Origin of the sequence: Flavobacterium sp. 245, from assembly GCF_004362055.1 — a bacterium.
Classification (GTDB): domain Bacteria; phylum Bacteroidota; class Bacteroidia; order Flavobacteriales; family Flavobacteriaceae; genus Flavobacterium.
Genome location: NZ_SNXB01000005.1, coordinates 223,524 through 244,209 on the forward strand (window position 1 = coordinate 223,524; position 20,686 = coordinate 244,209).

At 34.0% G+C, this 20,686-nt stretch carries 23 protein-coding genes and 2 tRNA genes; 12 read left to right on the forward strand and 13 right to left on the reverse strand.

Annotated features, from left to right (window positions below; translation table 11 throughout):
* Positions 1 to 200: 200 nt before the first annotated feature.
* The 7 genes from EV145_RS11825 to idi form a co-directional block, all read right to left on the reverse strand.
* Positions 201 to 274 (reverse strand) — tRNA-Thr (locus tag EV145_RS11825).
* A gap of 108 nt (positions 275 to 382) precedes the next feature.
* A tRNA-Thr gene (locus EV145_RS11830) sits at positions 383 to 456 on the reverse strand.
* A 76-nt stretch (positions 457 to 532) separates the two neighbouring features.
* Positions 533 to 799 carry a hypothetical protein gene (locus tag EV145_RS11835; protein ID WP_133525425.1) on the reverse strand — a complete coding sequence of 89 codons (267 nt, stop codon included), beginning with the start codon at positions 797 to 799 and terminating at the stop codon, positions 533 to 535.
* Between the two features lie 57 nt (positions 800 to 856).
* Entirely contained in the window at positions 857 to 1,825 is a 969-nt protein-coding gene (locus tag EV145_RS11840; protein ID WP_133525426.1) for a type I phosphomannose isomerase catalytic subunit, read from the reverse strand.
* Between the two features lie 59 nt (positions 1,826 to 1,884).
* Complete coding sequence (locus EV145_RS11845) at positions 1,885 to 2,343, reverse strand: peroxiredoxin (protein ID WP_133525427.1); 459 nt, start codon at positions 2,341 to 2,343, stop codon at positions 1,885 to 1,887.
* A gap of 3 nt (positions 2,344 to 2,346) precedes the next feature.
* The gene (locus tag EV145_RS11850) at positions 2,347 to 2,757 is read right to left on the reverse strand and encodes a 6-carboxytetrahydropterin synthase (RefSeq protein WP_035650236.1); all 411 of its coding nucleotides are present in this window, start codon (positions 2,755 to 2,757) and stop codon (positions 2,347 to 2,349) included.
* Positions 2,758 to 2,779: 22 nt separating this feature from the next.
* The gene (gene idi / locus EV145_RS11855; protein WP_133525428.1) at positions 2,780 to 3,307 is read right to left on the reverse strand and encodes an isopentenyl-diphosphate Delta-isomerase; all 528 of its coding nucleotides are present in this window, start codon (positions 3,305 to 3,307) and stop codon (positions 2,780 to 2,782) included.
* A 293-nt stretch (positions 3,308 to 3,600) separates the two neighbouring features.
* Here idi and msrB point away from each other — a divergent pair, with 293 nt between their 5' ends.
* Both msrB and msrA read left to right on the forward strand, forming a co-directional pair.
* On the forward strand, positions 3,601 to 4,155 hold the full coding sequence (gene msrB / locus EV145_RS11860) for a peptide-methionine (R)-S-oxide reductase MsrB (RefSeq protein ID WP_133525429.1): 555 nt from the start codon (positions 3,601 to 3,603) through the stop codon (positions 4,153 to 4,155).
* 7 nt (positions 4,156 to 4,162) lie between these two features.
* On the forward strand, positions 4,163 to 4,771 hold the full coding sequence (msrA, locus tag EV145_RS11865; RefSeq protein ID WP_133525430.1) for a peptide-methionine (S)-S-oxide reductase MsrA: 609 nt from the start codon (positions 4,163 to 4,165) through the stop codon (positions 4,769 to 4,771).
* A gap of 70 nt (positions 4,772 to 4,841) precedes the next feature.
* Here msrA and EV145_RS11870 read toward each other — a convergent pair whose 3' ends face one another.
* Positions 4,842 to 5,279, reverse strand: coding sequence for an META domain-containing protein (locus EV145_RS11870; protein WP_133525431.1), 438 nt, complete (start codon positions 5,277 to 5,279; stop codon positions 4,842 to 4,844).
* Between the two features lie 241 nt (positions 5,280 to 5,520).
* Between EV145_RS11870 and EV145_RS11875 the strand changes: the two genes are divergently transcribed.
* Positions 5,521 to 6,924 carry an aminopeptidase P N-terminal domain-containing protein gene (locus EV145_RS11875; protein ID WP_133525432.1) on the forward strand — a complete coding sequence of 468 codons (1,404 nt, stop codon included), beginning with the start codon at positions 5,521 to 5,523 and terminating at the stop codon, positions 6,922 to 6,924.
* A 185-nt stretch (positions 6,925 to 7,109) separates the two neighbouring features.
* Positions 7,110 to 8,069 carry a quinone oxidoreductase family protein gene (locus tag EV145_RS11880; RefSeq protein WP_133525433.1) on the forward strand — a complete coding sequence of 320 codons (960 nt, stop codon included), beginning with the start codon at positions 7,110 to 7,112 and terminating at the stop codon, positions 8,067 to 8,069.
* A 356-nt stretch (positions 8,070 to 8,425) separates the two neighbouring features.
* Here EV145_RS11880 and EV145_RS11885 read toward each other — a convergent pair whose 3' ends face one another.
* Positions 8,426 to 9,985, reverse strand: coding sequence for an NAD(P)/FAD-dependent oxidoreductase (locus EV145_RS11885; RefSeq protein ID WP_133525434.1), 1,560 nt, complete (start codon positions 9,983 to 9,985; stop codon positions 8,426 to 8,428).
* Between the two features lie 24 nt (positions 9,986 to 10,009).
* Positions 10,010 to 10,432 (reverse strand): hypothetical protein, encoded by a 423-nt coding sequence (locus EV145_RS11890; protein WP_133525435.1) that lies wholly within the window; start codon positions 10,430 to 10,432, stop codon positions 10,010 to 10,012.
* Positions 10,433 to 10,681: 249 nt separating this feature from the next.
* Here EV145_RS11890 and EV145_RS11895 point away from each other — a divergent pair, with 249 nt between their 5' ends.
* Entirely contained in the window at positions 10,682 to 10,933 is a 252-nt protein-coding gene (locus EV145_RS11895; RefSeq protein WP_133525436.1) for a hypothetical protein, read from the forward strand.
* A 60-nt stretch (positions 10,934 to 10,993) separates the two neighbouring features.
* Here the strand turns inward: EV145_RS11895 and recQ are convergent, their stop codons facing one another.
* On the reverse strand, positions 10,994 to 13,189 hold the full coding sequence (gene recQ, locus EV145_RS11900) for a DNA helicase RecQ (protein ID WP_133525437.1): 2,196 nt from the start codon (positions 13,187 to 13,189) through the stop codon (positions 10,994 to 10,996).
* Between the two features lie 88 nt (positions 13,190 to 13,277).
* On the opposite strand from recQ, the gene EV145_RS11905 reads away from it, so the two are divergent.
* The 5 genes from EV145_RS11905 to EV145_RS11925 all read left to right on the forward strand — a co-directional run bounded on the left by EV145_RS11905 (position 13,278) and on the right by EV145_RS11925 (position 16,609).
* Entirely contained in the window at positions 13,278 to 14,243 is a 966-nt protein-coding gene (locus tag EV145_RS11905; protein ID WP_166638445.1) for an SIS domain-containing protein, read from the forward strand.
* Complete coding sequence (gene tatC / locus EV145_RS11910; protein WP_133525438.1) at positions 14,243 to 15,058, forward strand: twin-arginine translocase subunit TatC; 816 nt, start codon at positions 14,243 to 14,245, stop codon at positions 15,056 to 15,058. The genes EV145_RS11905 and tatC overlap by 1 nt, the downstream gene beginning before the upstream one ends.
* Complete coding sequence (locus EV145_RS11915; RefSeq protein WP_133525439.1) at positions 15,051 to 15,404, forward strand: carboxymuconolactone decarboxylase family protein; 354 nt, start codon at positions 15,051 to 15,053, stop codon at positions 15,402 to 15,404. Before tatC ends, EV145_RS11915 begins: the two co-directional genes overlap by 8 nt.
* A 164-nt stretch (positions 15,405 to 15,568) precedes the next feature.
* A complete protein-coding gene (lptB, locus tag EV145_RS11920) occupies positions 15,569 to 16,309 on the forward strand; it encodes an LPS export ABC transporter ATP-binding protein (RefSeq protein ID WP_012022391.1) in 741 nt (246 codons plus the stop codon).
* An 81-nt stretch (positions 16,310 to 16,390) separates the two neighbouring features.
* A complete protein-coding gene (locus tag EV145_RS11925; protein ID WP_133525440.1) occupies positions 16,391 to 16,609 on the forward strand; it encodes a DUF5808 domain-containing protein in 219 nt (72 codons plus the stop codon).
* A 42-nt stretch (positions 16,610 to 16,651) separates the two neighbouring features.
* Here the strand turns inward: EV145_RS11925 and EV145_RS11930 are convergent, their stop codons facing one another.
* Positions 16,652 to 17,506 (reverse strand): glycoside hydrolase family 25 protein, encoded by an 855-nt coding sequence (locus tag EV145_RS11930; RefSeq protein WP_133525441.1) that lies wholly within the window; start codon positions 17,504 to 17,506, stop codon positions 16,652 to 16,654.
* 11 nt (positions 17,507 to 17,517) lie between these two features.
* On the reverse strand, positions 17,518 to 18,249 hold the full coding sequence (locus tag EV145_RS11935) for a CDP-alcohol phosphatidyltransferase family protein (RefSeq protein ID WP_133525442.1): 732 nt from the start codon (positions 18,247 to 18,249) through the stop codon (positions 17,518 to 17,520).
* A gap of 191 nt (positions 18,250 to 18,440) precedes the next feature.
* Here EV145_RS11935 and EV145_RS11940 point away from each other — a divergent pair, with 191 nt between their 5' ends.
* Both EV145_RS11940 and EV145_RS11945 read left to right on the forward strand, forming a co-directional pair.
* The gene (locus EV145_RS11940; protein WP_410501075.1) at positions 18,441 to 19,508 is read left to right on the forward strand and encodes a PorV/PorQ family protein; all 1,068 of its coding nucleotides are present in this window, start codon (positions 18,441 to 18,443) and stop codon (positions 19,506 to 19,508) included.
* A gap of 38 nt (positions 19,509 to 19,546) precedes the next feature.
* Complete coding sequence (locus EV145_RS11945) at positions 19,547 to 20,683, forward strand: DUF4105 domain-containing protein (RefSeq protein ID WP_133525443.1); 1,137 nt, start codon at positions 19,547 to 19,549, stop codon at positions 20,681 to 20,683.
* The last annotated feature ends 3 nt before the right edge of the window (positions 20,684 to 20,686 follow it).

The following is a 20,686-nucleotide window of genomic DNA, read 5'->3' on the forward strand; positions in this document are numbered from 1 at the left end:
TTCAGGTTTCAAGTTTCACGTTCTGATTCCGCTGTCAGGCTGAGCGAAGTCGAAGCCCCTTGCCAAAGACTTTCAGCTTTGCACACGATGACAATGTATATCCAGAACGTGAAACTTGAAACCTGAAACCTGAAACAAAATAAACTAAACGTAAAATTTAGGCATAAAAAAAACCACCACATTTCTGTGATGGTTTTTTGAGCCGATAGAGGGACTCGAACCCACGACCTGCTGATTACAAATCAGCTGCTCTAGCCAGCTGAGCTACATCGGCCTATTTTCCGGGTGCAAAGATAAAAATGTTTTTTATATTTCCAAAAATAATTTCACACCTCTCTTTATAATTAAAAAAACCACCACATTTCTGTGATGGTTTCCGTTGAGCCGATAGAGGGACTCGAACCCACGACCTGCTGATTACAAATCAGCTGCTCTAGCCAGCTGAGCTACATCGGCCTCATTACGGGTGCAAATATAAAGCGGTTTTTCGTTTTCCCAAAATAAATTTGCACTTTTTTATGCTTTTTTTTGCTTACAATTCGTTGATTTTAGCAATCAATTGATTAGCAGTTTGTTCCAATTCAACATTTATTTGTTTGAAGTGAGCTTTTTTGTTTTCAACGTTCTTTGCGTTCACTTTTGTGATCAAAGTATCAAATGCAGCGATCGCTTCATCGATTAAAGCATTCGTTTCTGGAGTAGGGTTTCCTGTAGTTGAAAGCTCAAACAAGTAAACCGCTTCAATAATATCTCCTAATACAAAATTGATGTCTTTCTTTAAATTTTTAACGTTTGCCATTTTTATTATAATTTTAATTTGCGTTTGCAAAAATACACATAATCTTTAGATTAAGTGCTATGAAATGTAAATTTCTAAAATTGAAGCTTTTCCGCTCAAAATAAATGCATTTATCGCAGCCGGAACCAAAACGGTGTCTCCTTTTATATAAGTATGTTTAAAACCATTATATTCGATTTCAAAACTTCCCTCAATACACATATAAACTGTAAACGTTTCACCCGATTTAGTTACTTCAATTTTATCTTCTAACGGAATAAAATTCGTTGTAAAATAAGGACAGTCAACAACGGTGTTCGAAACATTTGATTTTGTCTCGTATTTCTTCTGTGTATCAACTTTATTGTAATTGATAGCATCTAAAGCTAAATCTACGTGCAATTCTCTTTTATTTCCCTGTGCATCCACTCGGTCAAAATCATACAAACGATAGGTAATATCTGAAGTCTGCTGAATTTCGGCAACAACCAAACCTGCTCCAATTGCATGAACTGTTCCTGTTTCTAAAAAGAAAACATCGCCAGATTTTGCTCTTACATCATCTAAAATAGAAACAAGCGTATTATCCTGTAAATGTTTCAAATATTCCTCTTTGCTTGAGTTTTCTTTAAAACCAACAATAATTCTTGAATCAGAATCGGCTTGCATTACATACCACATTTCAGTTTTGCCAAAAGAATTATGACGCTCTTTTGCCAATTTATCATTTGGATGAACCTGAATTGAAAGATCTTCGCGGGCATCTAAATATTTAAAAAGCAACGGAAACTGTTTTCCGAAGCGGTCATAAACTCTAGTTCCCAAAATTTCGTTTGGCGTTTGATCAATAAGCTCCATTAACGATTTTCCTTTTAAATCGCCATTTGAAATCACACTTACATCTCCTTCAACAGTAGATAATTCCCAGCTTTCGCCAGTAATTTTAGACGTGATTGGTTTATTTAAAACTGTTTTCAATTTTTCACCTCCCCAGATTCTTTCTTTCAAAATTGGTTCAAACTGTAATGGATATAATGGTGTACTCATATTTTTTTTTGGTTACTATCTTTAATTATTTAAATATTTTGCAATACTATCTTCTTAATCTACAATACTAATTCTTTGATTGTTTCGAGTGCTTTCTGAATATGTTTTTCAGCATTCATGCTGTCAAAAATGTAAATAACAACACCATTTCTGTCAACAATGTAGGTTACTCTTCCTGGCAGAAGACCAAACAAGTTATTCCGGACACCAAACAGCTGTCTCAATCTTTTGTCTTGATCAGACAATAAAATAAAAGGCAGTTTGTATTTATTGGCAAACTTGTGATGCGATTTTACACTGTCACTGCTAATACCAATAACTTCGGCACCTAAATCTTTAAAATCTTCGTATTGATCGCGGAAACTGCAGGCTTCGGTAGTACAGCCTGGCGTATTATCTTTTGGATAAAAATAAATCACTAAAGGCTTTCTTCCTAAAACACTTTGGCTTTCAAAAAGTTCTCCATGACTATCTTTTGCAGTAAAATTCGGAACTATATCTCCTATTTTTAATGACATTTATTATTCTCCTTTATAAGTTACAAAATTGCGGTCCGTTTCATTCAAAACGATTTCTAAATCAAAATCAGGCTGAATTCTTTTTCTAATTTTATTCCATATCACAACAGCAATATTTTCCGCTGTTGGATTCAAATCCTGAAATTCCGGAACATCCAGATTCAGGTTTTTGTGATCAAACGGAATTTCAACTTCTTCAAGTATAATATCCGCTAATACTTTCACATCTAAAACAAAACCAGTTTCTGGGTCAATTTTTCCTGTAACACTAACAGTTAAACCATAATTGTGACCATGAAAATTGGGGTTATTGCATTTTCCAAAAACAGCATTGTTTTTTTCAGATGTCCAATCTTTCCTATACAATCGATGCGCAGCATTAAAATGTGCTTTTCTTGATATGGTTACTCTCATTTAGGTTTTTGGTTAATTTTGGTTATAATTTATGGTCCTCGAGATAATGATCAAATTCATCAAAAATTATCTTAAACCAAACCGTATAAATTTCGGGCTGTTTTTCAATATCAGCTTTTACATCTTCAATACTCATCCATTTCCATGCTTCAACTTCTTCTGGGTTAATGGCCGGCTCATCATCATAATAGCCAATCATTACATGATCAAGCTCATGTTCTGTTAAACCATTATCAAAAGGCGCTTTGTATATAAAGTGAAAAAGCTCTTTTAACTCGCTTTTAAATCCCATTTCTTCAAACAATCTTCGGCTTCCGGCTTCAATGTTGCTCTCGCCTTCACGCTGATGACTGCAACAAGTATTTGTCCAAAGCAAAGGAGAATGATATTTATGATGTGCTCTTTGCTGGAGCATAATTTCATTTTTGTTATTCAAAATAAAAACCGAAAATGCACGATGCAAAAGTGCTTTTTCATGCGCTTCTAATTTTGGCATTAGGCCAATCTGTTCGTCGTTTTCGTTAACTAATATTACGTTTTCTTCTGTCATAGGGCGTATTGAATTAACAAAAATACGAAAAAAGAAATGGCTATAAAATCCTAGAGGACATTGTGAAAAGTTTAACTACTTTGATGTTTTCATAATATATTGATTAACAAAAAAGTACACACGTTAAACAAACAAAAATCCTTTAAAAATAAGATACAAAAACTATACAGTTTCTTTTTACGTAAATAATTAAAAGTTAAAACATACTTAAAAATATCTGAATTCTAATTTTGATGCCATTTCAAAGGCAACGACATCGTATCTTTGAGAATCAGAATAATGCACGTAATTATATGAAAACAAAAAACTTAATTTTTACCCTTTGCTTTTTGCTACCGCTTTTTATTTTTCAAGCTTGTGGACAAAACACAAAAAAGCAATCTGCAAAAATAACTACTATGGAAAATAAAATCAGCAAACCCGGAAATCCTTACTACTCAAATACCGATACAACAAAATTAAATGTAAGCGATGCCGAATGGAAAAAGGTTTTGCCCGAAGATGTTTATGCTGTGATGCGCCAGGCTGACACCGAAAGACCTTTTACAGGAAAATATTGGAATACTGACGAAAAAGGCACTTATTACTGTGCTTCATGCGGAAACTTACTTTTTAGATCGACTGCAAAATTTTCAAGCAGCTGCGGATGGCCAAGCTTTTTTGAACAAGACAACAAAACAAGCGTAGTTTACAAAAATGACAATTCATACGGAATGGAAAGAATCGAAGCGCTTTGTGGCCGTTGTGGCGGGCACTTAGGACATTTATTTGACGACGGCCCAGAACCAACCGGTAAACGCTATTGCATGAACTCAATTGCGCTAGATTTTATACCAGACAACAAATAATTTAATTATGAAAAACATACTTTTAATTTGTTTATTTACACTATCATTAAACGGATTTTCACAGAATAAAAAAGCTTCAAATCTTGAAACTATTACAGTTGGTGGAGGCTGTTACTGGTGTGTAGAAGCTGTTTATGAAAACTTGGACGGAGTAAAATCTGTTGTTTCTGGATTTGCAGGAGGGAACGTTCCCAATCCTACTTACGAGGAAGTCTGCACAGGAGAAACTGGTCACGCCGAAGTAGTTCAGATTACATATGATAAAAACGTGACTGATATTAATGAAATTTTCAAAGTCTTTTTTACCGTTCACGATCCAACAACTTTAAATCGTCAAGGTGCCGATGTTGGAACGCAATATCGTTCTGTTATTTTCTATAAAAATGCAGAACAGAAAAAAGCCGCTGAAAGTATTATTGCCGAATTAAATAAAGCTAAAGTTTACAGCAACCCAATTGTGACAAAAGTTGAACCTTTTAAAACTTTTTATAAAGCCGAAGATTATCATCAGAATTATTATGCAAACAATAAAAATCAGCCTTATTGCAAAATGGTAATTCAGCCGAAAATCGAAAAATTTGAAAAGGTTTTTAAAGACAAACTGAAAAAGAAATAATCAAAAAAGCGAATAAAAAAAGGGAAATGATAAAATCATTTCCCTTTCTGCTTTTATATCAAATCTAAAATTATTGTTTGGACACTTTTTTAAATCTCATCATCGGCACATCGCCTTGAATTAAATTTAATTTTCCATCCTTATCTATAGAATAGCTTGTGATTTTTTTCATTTGCTGTAAAAATTGCTGCTCCCCGCCTCCATCACAAAACATCATTGTACTTGGTCCTGGCTCTCCAAAAGTTAACGATTTCCCGCTTAAAGTATACGGCGCACTGTACCCATTACAACCATTATTCCCAAAAACTTTTGTTTCTTTTTGATCAAATGTAATTTGCGGTTTTTTATTTGGATACAAACCTTCGAAAGCAATTCTCGGTCCTGAGATATATTCTAATTCCCAAGTTGCACCAAATAAATTTCCGCCGCTTGACGCTTCTTTCGATGCCTTACAGGAAGTCAATAATACCATTAAAATTGAAAAGGCTGCTAGTGTGTATTTTTTCATAAAAATGTGTTTTTGAAGATTAAAATTACTTTATAAATAGTACTTTCTCAATATTCGTGCCCATTTACACGATTAATTAAAATTTAAATTTCGCAACAAACTTTAGTTTTCTAATATCTAATTTACATCATTTTGTTTAAAACTATATTAATCAAACATTTAAATTACAATATGTGATTCTATTTTTTTTGTAATTTGCACTAATCAAAAAACCAAAAAATCATCAATAAAAAACCAAAAAATGAAGCAATTACTAATATTCTTTGCCGTTCTATTTACATTCTCACAAATTCATTCTCAAGAAAACCTCCCAACAGATTATCTTTCAAAAGAATTTCACAAAGGCCGACGCGAAGCTTTCAGGGCTCTAATGCCAGCTAATTCTGTAGCGGTAGTTTTTTCTTATCCCGAAAGAGTTTTCTCAAAAGACGTTAATTACAATTACCATCAAAATCCGGATATGTATTATTTAACCGGCTACAAAGAGCCTGATGCCGTTTTGTTGCTTTTTAAGGAAGCGCAGGGAGCAGAAAAATACAACGAAATTCTTTTTGTCCGAGAAAGAAATGCCAGCAGAGAAACTTGGACCGGAAGACGTATAGGCGTTGAAGGAGCAAAATCAAAACTTGGCTTTACAACTGTTTACAATGGCAACGATTTTAATGCCTTTGCTATCGATTTCTCAAAATTTGACAAAGTTATTTATGATAAAATCCCAACAGATCTTGAAGGCAACAAAACTGGATATGATCTTTTTGGGTTATTACAAATTTTTAAAAGCAAAGCCGGAATAACTAAGGAAAATGAAACCTCTACCGATTTATTTACTAAAATCACCAACTCACTTCGAGAAATAAAAACACCCGAAGAACTTGATTTAATGCGCAAAACTGTAAAGCTTTCCTGCATTGCACACAACGAAGTAATGAAAGCAGTTGGTCCAGATATGAGCGAAAATGAAGCCGACGGAATCCATGCCTATGTTCACAGACACTATGGTGCCGAAGGCGAAGGTTATCCGCCAATTGTGGGTGCCGGAGCAAACGGATGTATTTTGCATTATGGCGAAAACAATTCAACAAAAATTGACAACCAGTTATTGTTGATGGATGTAGGATCAGAATATCACGGTTATTCTGCCGACGTTACTAGAACAATTCCAGCAAACGGGAAATTTACCGAAGAACAAAAAGCGATTTATCAATTGGTTTACGACGCGCAGGAAGAAGTTTTTAAACTTTGCAAAGAAGGAACTCCAATTCAGGATTTAAATACAAAATCAAGAGAAATTATTGCAAAAGGATTAATCAAATTAGGGATTATTACAGATCCTAAAGATGCCAGAATTTACTATCCGCATGGCTGTTCGCATTTTCTTGGTTTAGATGTTCATGATAAAGGAAACTACATGGGCAATTTAAAAGAAAACATGATTTTGACTGTTGAACCCGGAATTTATATTCCTGCCAACAGCAAATGCGATAAAAAATGGTGGAATATTGGTGTTCGTATCGAAGATGATATTTTAATCAAAAAAGATTCCTATGAAAATCTTTCTGCCGAATCTCCAAGAAAATGGCAAGATGTTGAAGCTTTGGCCAAACAAAAAAGCACTTTCAACGAAATGAAATTCCCAAAAATATAATTTATTTTTTGCCACAGATTAGAAAGATTAAAAGGATTTTTTTTAAAGTTTTAAAACTAAAATTTAATCTGTGAAAATCTTTTTAATCTGTAGCTAAAAAACTTTTTCAAAGCCTCATTTAAAAAATTAAATGAGGTTTGTTTTTTGAATTTTGGCGTACTTTTGTAGTCCTAAAAATTTAAAAAATGAAAGCACTTACTTTCTCTACTTTTGGAGATTCAAATGTTTTAGAATATATCGAAATCCCGAATCCGGAATTAAAAAAAGATGAAATTTTAGTCGAAATGAAAGCCATCGGATTAAATTTTGCCGATGTCTATAGACGAAAAGGAAATTATCATTTAAAAGGAAACCCGCCTTTTATTGCCGGTTACGAAGGCGCCGGAATTGTTGTTAATGCAAACAATCATCCCGAATATAAAATTGGAGATCGCGTGGCTTTCGCCGATGCCCCTTTTGCAAATGCCGAATTGGTTGCCGTAAACACAAATCATGTTTTGCCATTACCGGAAGCTATTTCTTTTGAAACCGCGGCTTCCGTTTTACTGCAAGGTTTAACGGCGCATTATTTAGCAACCGACAGTCATAAAACAGTAAAAGGCGAAACAGTTTTAATTCATGCCGTTGCCGGAGGAGTTGGGCAAATCCTAACGCAAATCAGCAAGCTTTTGGGCGCAACTGTTATTGGCCTAACTTCTTCTTCAGATAAAGCTAAAGTTGGTTTTGAACAAGGCGCTGATCATGTGTTCCTATATAATGAAGATTGGACATCACAAGTTTTTAAAACTGTTCCAAATGGCGTTGATGTTGTTTACGATAGTATTGGAAGCACTTTAAAAGAAAGTTTTGAAGTAACTAAAGAATGTGGACAAGTCGTTTTCTTTGGAATGGCGGGCGGAGATCCTGAACCTGTAGACCCCAGAATGTTAATGGACGGTTCCAAAACCCTAACTGGAGGCGATTTATGGAGTTATTTAAATTCCAAAGAAGAAAGAATCAATAGAGCAACACAGCTTTTTAATTGGATTATCGAAGGAAAAATCAAACTTTCCGAACCAACTTCTTTCAAATTATCTGAAGGGAAATTGGCCCATGATTATCTAGAAAGCAGAAAAAGTACTGGGAAAATAATTTTGATTCCGTAAATAATAATCTGGGCGTGCCAGCAATAAAAAAAGGGCCAACTTTGCAAAACGCTTAGTCGGCCCTTTTTTTATTGCTGTCGGGCTTTCGCTGCTACTTCGATAGCTTAGCTCTATCCCTCACGCGAACAAACACTTTGAAAATAATACAAATATAGTCCCTACGGGACATTCTCATTCTTTGACGTATCTTTTGCTACCAATATTTAACTCCTAACGGAGTTGTAATTCTCGCGTACAATATTCATTAATTAAAGTCTCACAAAATATCTCGTAGAGATTACATATCGGTAGAAAAAAATTAATTCACATATTCAATTTGTTCCGTAGGAACTATATATTAAAACGCAAATAAATTATTACTTCAAAGCCTCCGCAATCATTAAAGCACATTTCTCACCATCAATTGCAGCAGAGATAATGCCGCCTGCATAACCTGCCCCTTCTCCACATGGATACAAACCTTTTATCTGCAAATGTTCTAAAGTTAAAGGATCTCTTGGAATTCTTACTGGCGATGAAGTTCTACTTTCTGGAGCGTGCAAAATAGCTTCGTTTGTCAAATAACCGCGCATTGATTTCCCAAATTCTTTAAAACCTTCACGTAAAATCTGCGATAAAAATCCTGGAAAAACCTGTCCCATTTCAACCGAAGTTGTTCCCGGAACATATGACGTTTTCGGAATATCGGCAGAAACTTTATTTTGCGTAAAATCAATCATTCGTTGCGCTGGAACTTTTTGAGTCTCCCCAGCCAAATGCCATGCTTTTTGTTCAATACTTTTTTGGAATTCCATTCCCGCCAAAGCGCCAAATTTTGCAAAAGGTTTAAAATCTTCCAATTTCAATTCGATCACAATTCCAGAATTTGCCGTAGCCTGATCACGTTTTGATGGCGACCAGCCATTTGTAACCACTTCACCCGGACTTGTTGCGCAAGGTGCAATTACACCGCCAGGACACATACAAAAAGAATACATGCCGCGACCGTTAACTTGTTTTACAATAGAATAGGGCGCTGGAGGCAAATGTTCGCCACGATAATCACAACTATATTGTATACTATCTATTAGTTCTTGCGAATGTTCTGCACGAACACCCAAAGCAAAAGGTTTTGCTTCTATAAAAATTTTCTTTTTATCTAACAATTCAAAAATATCACGCGCTGAATGTCCGGTTGCCAAAATCAGTTTGTTAGCCAGAATCTTATCTCCGTTTTGAGTTACGATTCCTTCAACTTCATTATTTTTCACTAAAATATCAGTAACTCGGGTATCAAACAAAACCTGACCACCAAACTCGATTATTTTATTTCGAATATCTTCAATGATTTTAGGCAATTTATTAGTTCCAATATGCGGATGCGCTTCAACCAAAATATCTTCAGAAGCCCCAAAAGCTACTAAAAGTTCTAAAATTCTCGTAACATCACCACGCTTTTTAGAACGCGTATATAATTTTCCATCAGAATAAGTTCCGGCTCCACCTTCTCCAAAACAATAATTAGAGTCTTCATTAACAATATGTTCTCTATTAATTGCTTTTAAATCGCGTCGGCGTCCGCGAACGTCTTTTCCGCGTTCGATTACAATTGGCTTTAAGCCTAATTCTATTAATTGCAAAGCTGCAAAAAGCCCTGCCGGACCCGCACCAACAACAATCACTTCTTGTGCTGATGAAACATCTTTATATATAGGAAGTTCGATTTTAGTTTCCTGAAACGCTTCTCCTTTTAAATATATAATCACTTTCAAATTGATCTTAATCGCTTTTTGACGCGCATCGATCGAACGTTTTAAAATAGAAACATGTTGAATTTCCTTAGGAGAAACCTTTATTTGTTTAGACAAATAGTCTTTTAGCAACAATTCATTTGCAGCTATTTCCGGAGTTACCTGAAGTAAAAGTTCTCTTGGCATTTTGATTAAAAGGTAATATTATTATTAAAAGATGCTAACCAGTAAAAAATATACAAAAACACAGAGAGGCGAAATTCCAATTGCGATATAATGTAATTTTAAATATCTAAACGAATCTTCTAAAGCTTCTGAATCATCATCTCTAAAAGCGATTCTCACATTCAAAGAAAATTTATATAAGTAATAGAGTGGAAAAAAACAGACTATACCTATCAGTAAAAGAATTTGCGTCATGACCACAATTAATGCATATCCAACTCCTCCACCAGTAGGAACATCATCCCAGCTAGAAAGATTCATATAATCATAAACCTCATGAATGATTCCACCTATCAATAATGTCAATCCAATAATAGAGATAATATAAACCCAATTTGCAGCGGTTCGTAAATGCTTTTTTGCAGATTCACTCATCAACAAATCATTTGACTCTTGCTTTTCCTCCATTCTTATTTTTTATGGTTAAAAGATTTTCGATATAAACCAAAAATACAATGCAAAAGTACTATTTTGAAATGAGATTTTATGTTTACTGTACTATTTGGCCACAGATTATTATGCTTAAAAAGATTTCTTTTAATCAAATTAGACGCACTGCCGTGCGTCTCTACAGAAAAAAACTCAGAACCTTAGAATCTTTTTTTTCAAAGCAACCTTTGTACCTTTGCAACTCTGAACCTTTGCACCTTTAAAAAAATGTCTAGAAAAATAAAATTGATTTGGGATTTTCGTGGCCCAGCTTCTGCAAAAACAGCCGAACATCATGAAATTCATTTAAAAGAATATATCGCAATAGAAAAGCTTCCGTTAAATATTACGGGGTTTAAAATCGTAAACGATATGCATGCAACCGCTTTTATGGTTGTAACTGATGAAAATATGATTCAGGTAAGAGATGCTTTGAAACCGCATCGTGGGGAAGTATATGTCGAAAGTCAAAAGTCTTAAAGTCGAAAGTTTGAGCACAAACATCGGACTTTAAGACTTTTGACTTTATAACTTTAAGACTTAATTAGCCACTTCGCTAATAAACTTAATACGCATTAATCTTAATTCGTCAATATCGTAGTCACCATCAAATTCTTTAAGTGCATCTTCGATTTTGTCCGATTCTGATTCCATGAAGTAATCGTGTATTTCTTCTTGTTGATCATCGTCAAGCATATCGTCAACCCAATATTTGATATTCAGCTTTGTTCCGGAATAAACAATTTGCTCCATTTCTTTAATCAAAGCATCCATCGAAAGTCCTTTTGCAGAAGCAATATCACTTAAAGGCAATTTTCTATCAATATTCTGAATGATATATAATTTGTTTGCCGAGTTGACTCCTGTAGATTTTACAACCAAATCATCCGGACGAATAATATCATTATCCTCAACATAACGGCTAATAAGCGCTACAAATTCACCACCGTATTTTTTAGCTTTTCCTTCTCCAACTCCATGAATATTATATAATTCAGTTAATGAAATTGGGTATTTTAATGCCATATCTTCAAGTGAAGGATCTTGGAAAACAACAAATGGAGGAACTCCTAATTTTTTGGCTACTTTTTTGCGCAGTTCACGCAACATTCCCATCAAAACTTCATCAGCAGTTCCTGATGATTTTCCTGCAGTTACAATTGCTTCATCATCGGCTTCGCTATATTCATGATCTTCAGACATCATAAACGAAACTGGTTTTTTAATAAAATCCAGACCGGCTTTTGTAATTTTTATAACGCCGTAAGTCTCAATATCTTTTGATAAATATCCTGAAACCAAAACTTGTCTTAACAATGCCATCCAATATTTTTCGTCATGATCAGAACCCGATCCAAAAAATGACTGTGCATCAGTTTTATGCGCTTTAATTACAGCATTTATACGCCCAATTAAAGTAAACACAATTTCTTTTGACTTGTAAATATGTTTGGTATCGCGAACGATTTCCAATAATTTAACTACTTGATCTTTGGCTTCGACTTTATGTTTAGGATTTCGAACGTTGTCATCCATATCTGCACCTTCTCCGGTTTCACTATCAAATTCTTCTCCGAAATAATGAAGAAGAAACTTTCTGCGTGACATTGAGGTTTCGGCGTAAGCCACAACTTCCTGCAAAAGTGCAAAACCAATTTCCTGTTCTGCAACGGGTTTTCCAGACATGAATTTTTCCAGCTTCTCTACATCTTTATAAGAGTAGTAAGCCAAACAATGTCCTTCTCCTCCATCACGACCGGCGCGACCTGTTTCTTGGTAATAACTTTCAAGCGATTTTGGAATATCATGATGAATTACAAATCGAACATCTGGCTTATCGATTCCCATTCCGAAAGCGATTGTTGCAACTACAACATCTACATCTTCCATAAGAAACATATCCTGATGTTTGGCTCTTGTTTTTGCGTCCAAACCAGCGTGGTAAGGAACAGCACTAATTCCGTTCACTTGTAAAACTTCGGCAATCGATTCGACTTTTTTACGGCTTAAGCAATAAATAATTCCAGATTTGCCTTTATGTTGTTTGATAAATCGAATAATATCCGATTCAATATTTTTTGTTTTTGTGCGAACTTCGTAGTACAAGTTCGGTCTGTTGAATGATGCTTTGAAAGTATTTGCATCAGACATATCAAGGTTTTTCAGAATATCTTCCTGAACTTTTGGGGTTGCAGTTGCGGTAAGTCCAATAATTGGCACTTTCCCTAATTGCTTGATAATATTTCTAAGATTTCTGTATTCCGGCCTAAAATCATGTCCCCATTCTGAAATACAATGCGCTTCATCAATCGCAACAAATGAAATTGGCACGCTTTGTAAAAATGCAACATATTCTTCTTTTGTCAACGATTCGGGAGCTACATATAAAAGCTTGGTCAAACCGGAACTAATATCCTTTTTTACCTGAGCAATTTCCGTTTTTGTAAGGGAGGAATTTAGCACATGCGCAATTCCGTTTTCTGAAGAAAGGCTTCGAATCGCATCAACCTGATTTTTCATCAAAGCAATTAAAGGAGAAACAACAATAGCTGTTCCGTCCTGAATTAAAGCGGGTAATTGATAACAAAGAGACTTTCCACCACCAGTCGGCATAATTACAAAAGTATTAGTTTTACCTAAAATACTTGTAATGACTTGTTCCTGCAAGCCCTTAAATTGGCTAAAGCCGAAATACTTCTTTAATTCCTTGTGTATTTCAATTTCGTTTGAATTCATTCTTTATTTTAATGGATATTTTTGTATAAATTTGCAACACATAAAGATACAACTTTCTTTTATACATACAAATTTTAAATATTCTGTTTTGATCACAAAAGAAAATATATTGGCGATTGCCAAAAAAACTATACTCTCTGAAAGTGAAGCAATTACAAAACTAATTGATTTTCTTGATGAAAATTTCTACGAAACTGTTCAACGTATATACGAAACAAAAGGCCGACTGATCGTTACAGGAATTGGAAAAAGTGCCATCATTGCACAAAAAATGGTAGCTACTTTTAACTCAACAGGCACTCCATCTATGTTTTTACATGCCTCTGAAGCCATTCATGGCGACTTAGGTATGATACAAAACGAAGATATTATTATCTGTATTTCAAAAAGCGGAAACAGCCCTGAAATAAAAGTCCTTGTTCCATTATTGAAACGTTTCGGAAATACTTTAATTGCAATGACAGGCAACATAACTTCTTTTTTAGCAAAAGGTTCCGATTATGTTTTAAATACAACCGTCGAAATCGAAGCTTGCCCAATAAATCTAGCTCCAACAAACAGCACAACAGCACAACTTGTTATGGGCGATGCCTTAGCCGTTTGCTTGATGGAAATGCGCGATTTTAAACCCGAAGATTTTGCAATTTATCATCCAGGAGGAGCTTTAGGGAAAAAACTGCTTCTTAAGGTAAAAGATATGATTGAACACTCACTAAAACCAATGGTTACACCAGAAACTTCAATCAAAAAAGCTATTTTTGAAATTTCAGAAAAAAGATTAGGCGTTACAGCAGTTATCGAAAATGACAAAATCGTTGGGATTATTACTGATGGAGACATCCGACGAATGCTAAACAACGTAGATACTATAGCAGACTTAACGGCAAGGGACATTATGTCGAAAAACCCTAAATTAGTCTCATCGGAAACCATGGCGGTTGACGCTCTGAATATTTTAGAAGATTTTTCAATAACACAACTCATTGTTGCAGACAACGGCGAGTACAAAGGAGTATTACATTTACATGACATATTAAAAGAAGGAATCGTATAATGGCAAAAAAGAACCTTGGCGAGATGTCATTTTTAGACCATCTTGAAGAACTAAGATGGTTATTAGTTAGAAGTACAATTGCAATATGCATTATGGCATTTGTTACTTATTTTGTTAGTGATTATTTATTTGACCAAATTATTTTGGGACCCATAAGACCTACATTTTTTACTTATGTGTGGTTTTGTGATTTATCACATCAATTGGGATTTGCAGACAGCATTTGTATTACTGAACTGAATTTCATTATTCAGAATACAGAAATGGAAGGACAGGTAAATATTTTTGTATGGATGTGTCTTTTGGCAGGTTTTATCCTGAGTTTTCCTTATATTTTATGGGAAATCTGGAAATTTATCAGCCCTGCTTTGTATGAGAAAGAAAGAAAAAATGCGAGAGTATTCATCTTTGTTTCTTCGTTACTTTTCTTTTTAGGAGTATTGTTTGGTTATTTTGTCGTAATTCCAATGTCGGTAAATTTCGTTGCTACTTTCTCTGTAAGTGATGTTGTAAAAAATCAATTTACACTTGACTCCTATATGGGAATGGTAAAAACAAGTATTTTGGGTAGCGCAATCTTTTTTGAATTGCCAATCGCTATTTATTTCTTAACCAAATTAGGACTTGTAACTCCTACTTTTTTAAGAAAATATTGGAAGTATGCCGTAATTATCATTCTGATTATTGCTGCAATTGTAACGCCACCGGATGTAGTAAGTCAAACTATTGTAGCAATACCAATGTTGCTTATTTACGAAGTGAGCATCCTGATCTCAAAGATTGTTTATCGAAATAAAATGAAAGAAAATGTCTGAATTAATACAAGAATTTAACGACTATCGTTCTAGAATGAACGAAAAATTATTAGCTGACAATAACAAAATTGTAAAGCGAATTTTTAATCTTGATACAAATGCATACGCACCAGGAGCTCTTGATGTAAAAACAAAAGAACTTTTAGGATTAGTCGCATCTGCAGTTTTACGTTGTGATGACTGCGTAAAATACCATTTGGAAACAAGCCACAAAGAAGGTGTTACCAAAGAAGAAATGATGGAAGCAATGGGAATCGCAACTTTGGTTGGAGGAACAATCGTAATTCCGCATTTAAGAAGAGCTTACGAATTTTGGGAAGCTTTAGAAGAAGAGGCTGGTAATTAGAAAATGAGATAATTAGTCAATTAGATAATTTCAATAGGATATGTTAATTCCTTTACTTGATTGATTAATTTTAACTTATTTTGCCTTCCTGAAAGAGAAAAGATAAATTTCCATAAAGTCAATTATCTAATTTTCTAATTGACACATTATCTAATTAAACAAAAATGAAGCTAAGAGCCGACAATTTAATCAAAACCTATAAAGGACGTAGTGTTGTAAAAGGAATTTCTGTTGAAGTAAATCAAGGGGAAATCGTGGGGCTTTTGGGTCCGAATGGTGCTGGAAAAACAACTTCGTTTTATATGATTGTGGGATTAGTGAAACCAAATCAAGGAAACATTTATTTGGATGATTTGAATATTACTGATTACCCAATGTACAAACGTGCACAACAAGGAATTGGTTATTTGGCACAAGAAGCTTCGGTTTTTAGAAAATTAAGTATTGAAGACAATATTTTAAGTGTTTTGCAATTAACTAAACTTTCTAAAGAAGCTCAAATTGCCAAAATGGAAAGTTTAATTGAAGAATTCAGTTTAGAGCATATTCGTACGAACCGAGGCGATTTACTTTCTGGAGGAGAGCGTCGTCGTACTGAAATTGCCCGTGCTTTGGCCACAGATCCAAAATTTATTTTATTAGATGAACCTTTCGCGGGAGTTGACCCGGTTGCGGTTGAAGATATTCAAAGAATTGTAGCGCAATTAAAAAATAAAAATATCGGAATCTTAATTACCGATCACAACGTTCAGGAAACACTCGCAATTACTGACAAAACATACTTAATGTTTGAAGGCGGAATTCTGAAAGCGGGAGTTCCAGAAGAACTTGTTGAAGATGAAATGGTTCGCCGTGTTTATCTTGGACAAAACTTCGAATTACGTAAAAAGAAACTTGAATTTTAGAAAAAGTATTCAGTCGCAATTTTCAGTCGCAGTTCTCTCAAAACTGTAAACTGCGACTGTAAACTAATTTAACAATCTACAATGAAGCCAGAAAAACCAACTCAGGAAGATTATGATAATTGGCACAAAGATCCAAACAATTGGTATTTGGGATGTTTTTATTATAACCCGAAGGACAAACGGTTAATGCCTCCAAAAAGGATTAAATGGATGGGGCTGACTGTAAATTTTGCTAATCCTTATTCTGTATTACTGCTAGTGCCATTTTTAATAATCGTGGTTTTAGTTTTATCAAAATAAATCTAAAGTAATATACTGAAAACTATTACTGCGACTTAAAACTTATTCAACAGTAATAAACTGCAATTGTTCTAAATCGCCATTATAGATATTGACATCTACTCTGTGTTTGATTCCCGGCAAAGAAGCTTTCTCTGTAAATTGCCAAAAAAGCCAATCGTCTTCGATTTTTTCTCTGTAGAAATTGTAGTTGGCAATCCAGAATAAATATTCGCTAAATTCTTCTTTTAAGAAATCACTATAATATCTTTCTCCAGAATAAATTATTGGACGAACCTGATAATGCTTTTCAACTTTAGTCAGCCAACGTTTCAAACCTTTTTTCAAACTGTCTAAAGGCTGATTTTTTGGTAATTTCTCAATATCCAAAACCGGAGGCAAATCGCCTTTTTGCAATTTTACTGTTTTAATAAAAAGATTCGCCTGCTCAATAGAATTTTCGTTAGGTCGATAATAATGATATGCACCACGCATAATCTTATTCTCTTTTGCACCTTCCCAATTCTTCTTAAACTGTGTATCTACGCGGTCATTTCCGGCAGTTGCTCTTATAAAAACAAATTGCACCGGATATTTTTCATCCAAAATTTCAACCTCATCCCAATCTACTTTTCCTTGAAATTCAGAAACATCAATTCCGACAACTTTTCCTTTGTGATTTTCGAGAACACGAATATTTCGTACATCAGAAAGATGTTTATCAACCTCATCTTCATCTAAAACTTTTTCCGATTTAAATCCTAAATAATAGGCAAGTCCTTTTCGGTAATGATAAACGATTCCGATAAATAAAAGCGAAAAAAATAGCAATAAAAATCCTCGGAAAAGCTTGCTTAGAAAAGATCTTCCAGCTGGTTTTCTTGAATATGTTTTACGGTAAGTTGTTTTTCTTGCCATTACAATAGGAACTACTTCTTCAAAAACAAATTGTTAATAATAGACAGTAAAACGTAGAAAACAATAATCAAAGGAATCGCAATATAATGAAGCAAAACAACCATTAATACTGAAACAATCAAAAACACGATTTGAAGTGCATTTTCTTTTAAACTGAACTTTTTAATTTTTAAAGAAAATAAAGGAATTTCAGCATTCATAACATACGCACTGCATAATGTAATAAGTAGTAAAACCCATTCATTAGTTAAAATTTCAAGCATCAGTAAAGAATCTGAAAATTCAACAACCAATGGAAGACTCAAAATAAACAATGCATTTGCAGGTGTTGGCAAGCCAATAAATGAATCCGTCTGACGAGTATCAATATTAAAATTGGCTAACCTGTAGCACGCGCCTAAAGTTATAATGAATCCTAAAAAAGGAATAGCAGCTTGATTTCCTAATTGGTGACCGCTTCTTTCAAACATACTATACATTACGTAACCAGGTGCAACGCCACTCGTCACCATATCAGCCAAAGAGTCTAATTGTAATCCAAGCGGACTTGAAACTTTAAAAAGTCTAGCAAAAAAACCATCAAAAAAATCAAAAAAGATTCCTAAACATACCATATAAAAAGCCATGAGAAAGTAAACTGAATCTTGCCCACAATTTGCTTGCGACACAAAAACTATTGCGACACAACCGCAAAAAAGATTAATTAAGGTAATTAAATTAGGAATGTGTTTTTTAATATTCATCTTTAAAAAATTTGATAATGACAAGGAACAAATTTAGCATAATAAGTGCATGTAAAATAGGTTTTCGCAAGAGTTTTTTAGTTAAAGCCTTTAGTTCTGCAATATTTCTCAAAAGGAAGAAATTAGATGAGTAAAATATTATATTTTTGATGAAAATTAAAAACAGGCTTAAGTCTGCAAAAAAATAACTTTTGAAAAATCTTTTTTCGCTTTTATTATTTTGGAGTTTTACTGCACAGTATGCACAAACCGTTCGAAAATATTCGAATGAGTTTATGAATATTGGTGTCGATGCTGCTGCATTAGGAATGTCGAGTGCCGTTGTTGCATCCACTAACGATGTTAACGCAGTATATTGGAATCCAGCAGGTTTGACAAACCTTGAAGATCATCAAATTTCATTAATGCATGCCAACTATTTTGCAAACATTGCGCAATATGATTTTATAGGATACGCAAGTCCAATTGATGATCGAAGTGCTTGGGGAATTTCGATGATTCGTTTTGGGGTTGATGATATAATGGACACCACACAATTAATCGACAGTCAGGGCAATATCGATTATAACCGAATCAGCTTATTCTCAACCGCAGATTATGGTTTTACTTTTTCGTATGCACGAAAATTGCCCGTTGAAGGTTTTCAATATGGAGTTAATGCCAAAATAATCAGGAGAATTATCGGGAAATTTGCTAATTCATGGGGTTTTGGTTTTGACGTAGGATTACAATTTGAACGAAACGATTGGAAATTCGGTTTAATGCTTCGTGATATTACAACCACTTACAATATTTGGAATATTGACGAAGAAGAATATGCAAAAATTGCCAACGCTATTCCGGGAGAAAACAACGAACTTCCTGAAAGTACCGAAATTACTTTGCCAAAAGCACAATTAGGAGTTTCAAAAAAGTTTGATTTCCATAATGATTACAGTCTTCTTGTTGCCACAAATCTGAATATGCGATTTGAGCAGACAAACGATATCATTTCATCAAAATTAGTAAGTATTGACCCAGCAGTTGGTTTTGAATTTGGTTATACAGATCTTGTTTTCTTAAGAGCCGGAGCAGGAAACTTTCAAAACGTTACACAATTAGACAATACTGAAAAGGTGAATTTCCAGCCAAATATTGGTCTTGGTTTCAAATACAAAGGAATTCAGGTTGATTATGCTTTAACCGATTTAGGGAATCAAAGCGCGGCGTTGTATTCGAATATTTTTTCTTTAAAAGTAGATTTAGGTATCTTTAGATAATATTACAAAACCATTAAACTTCTTAAAAATTTTAAATTATGAAAAATGTCATTTTCAAAAAAACACTTTTTAGTTTACTATTATTACTAAGTTTTATTGGTTTCAGCCAAAGTCTGCCTTTATCAAAAGATGTCAAAATAAGTGTGCTAACTTGCGGTCTTGGAAACGAAACATATTCCTATTTTGGACATACAGGTATTCGGGTTTCTGATCCTGGAAACAACTTTGATGTCGTTTATAATTATGGAACTTTTGATTTTAGAACACCCAATTTTGTAATGAAATTTGCCAAAGGCGATTTACAGTATTTTGCAACAGTGCACTCTTACTCCGATTTTTTAAATGAGTACACTTATGAAAAAAGAAGTATTCATGAACAAGAATTATTAATTCCGCTCGATTTAAAACAAAAATTATTCGACAAATTAAATGCCGTTTTAGCTTCTGAAGAAAGATATTACACTTATAAATTTATTGATAAAAACTGCACTTCGATGGTAGTTGACGTGATCAACAACGCTTTGAACCACAATGTGATTATCAAAAAAGAAGATACTGATAAAACGTATCGCTCGATTCTTTTCCCTTATTTTGACGGACACTTTTACGAACAATTAGGAACGAGTATTATTTTTGGAACCAAAGTTGATCAAATGGGAACGAAAATTTTTCTTCCTTTTGAATTGAAAAACAGTTTAGCAAAAACTACTTTTCAAAATCATCCCCTGGCAAAAGAAAGCCAGACTCTTTTGAGCTTTGAAAAAGAAACGCCAAGATCATTGTGGAATAATATTTACACTTATCTATTTATACTTGGCTTTGTAGTATTGGCACAAAATAAAATAGTTGACAAGATTTATATTTTCATTTTATCTTTAATAGGGATATTTTTTGTTGCGATTGGATTTTATTCTTATCACCACGAATTGGAGATGAATTACAATGTATTATTATTTAGTCCGCTGTTATTGATTTTGATTGTTTTTTCACTTCTAAAAAACAAAAGATGGACATATCGATTTGCCGTTTTACATTTACTATTTTTACTAATATACACGCTTTTCCTAATCAATAAAGCACACTTTTTTATTGTTTTGCCAATGATTATTACCAGCGGATTTGTTTTGGCAAGATTCGCGATCAGAAACAAAAAACGTATTCCAATTATTATCTAAATC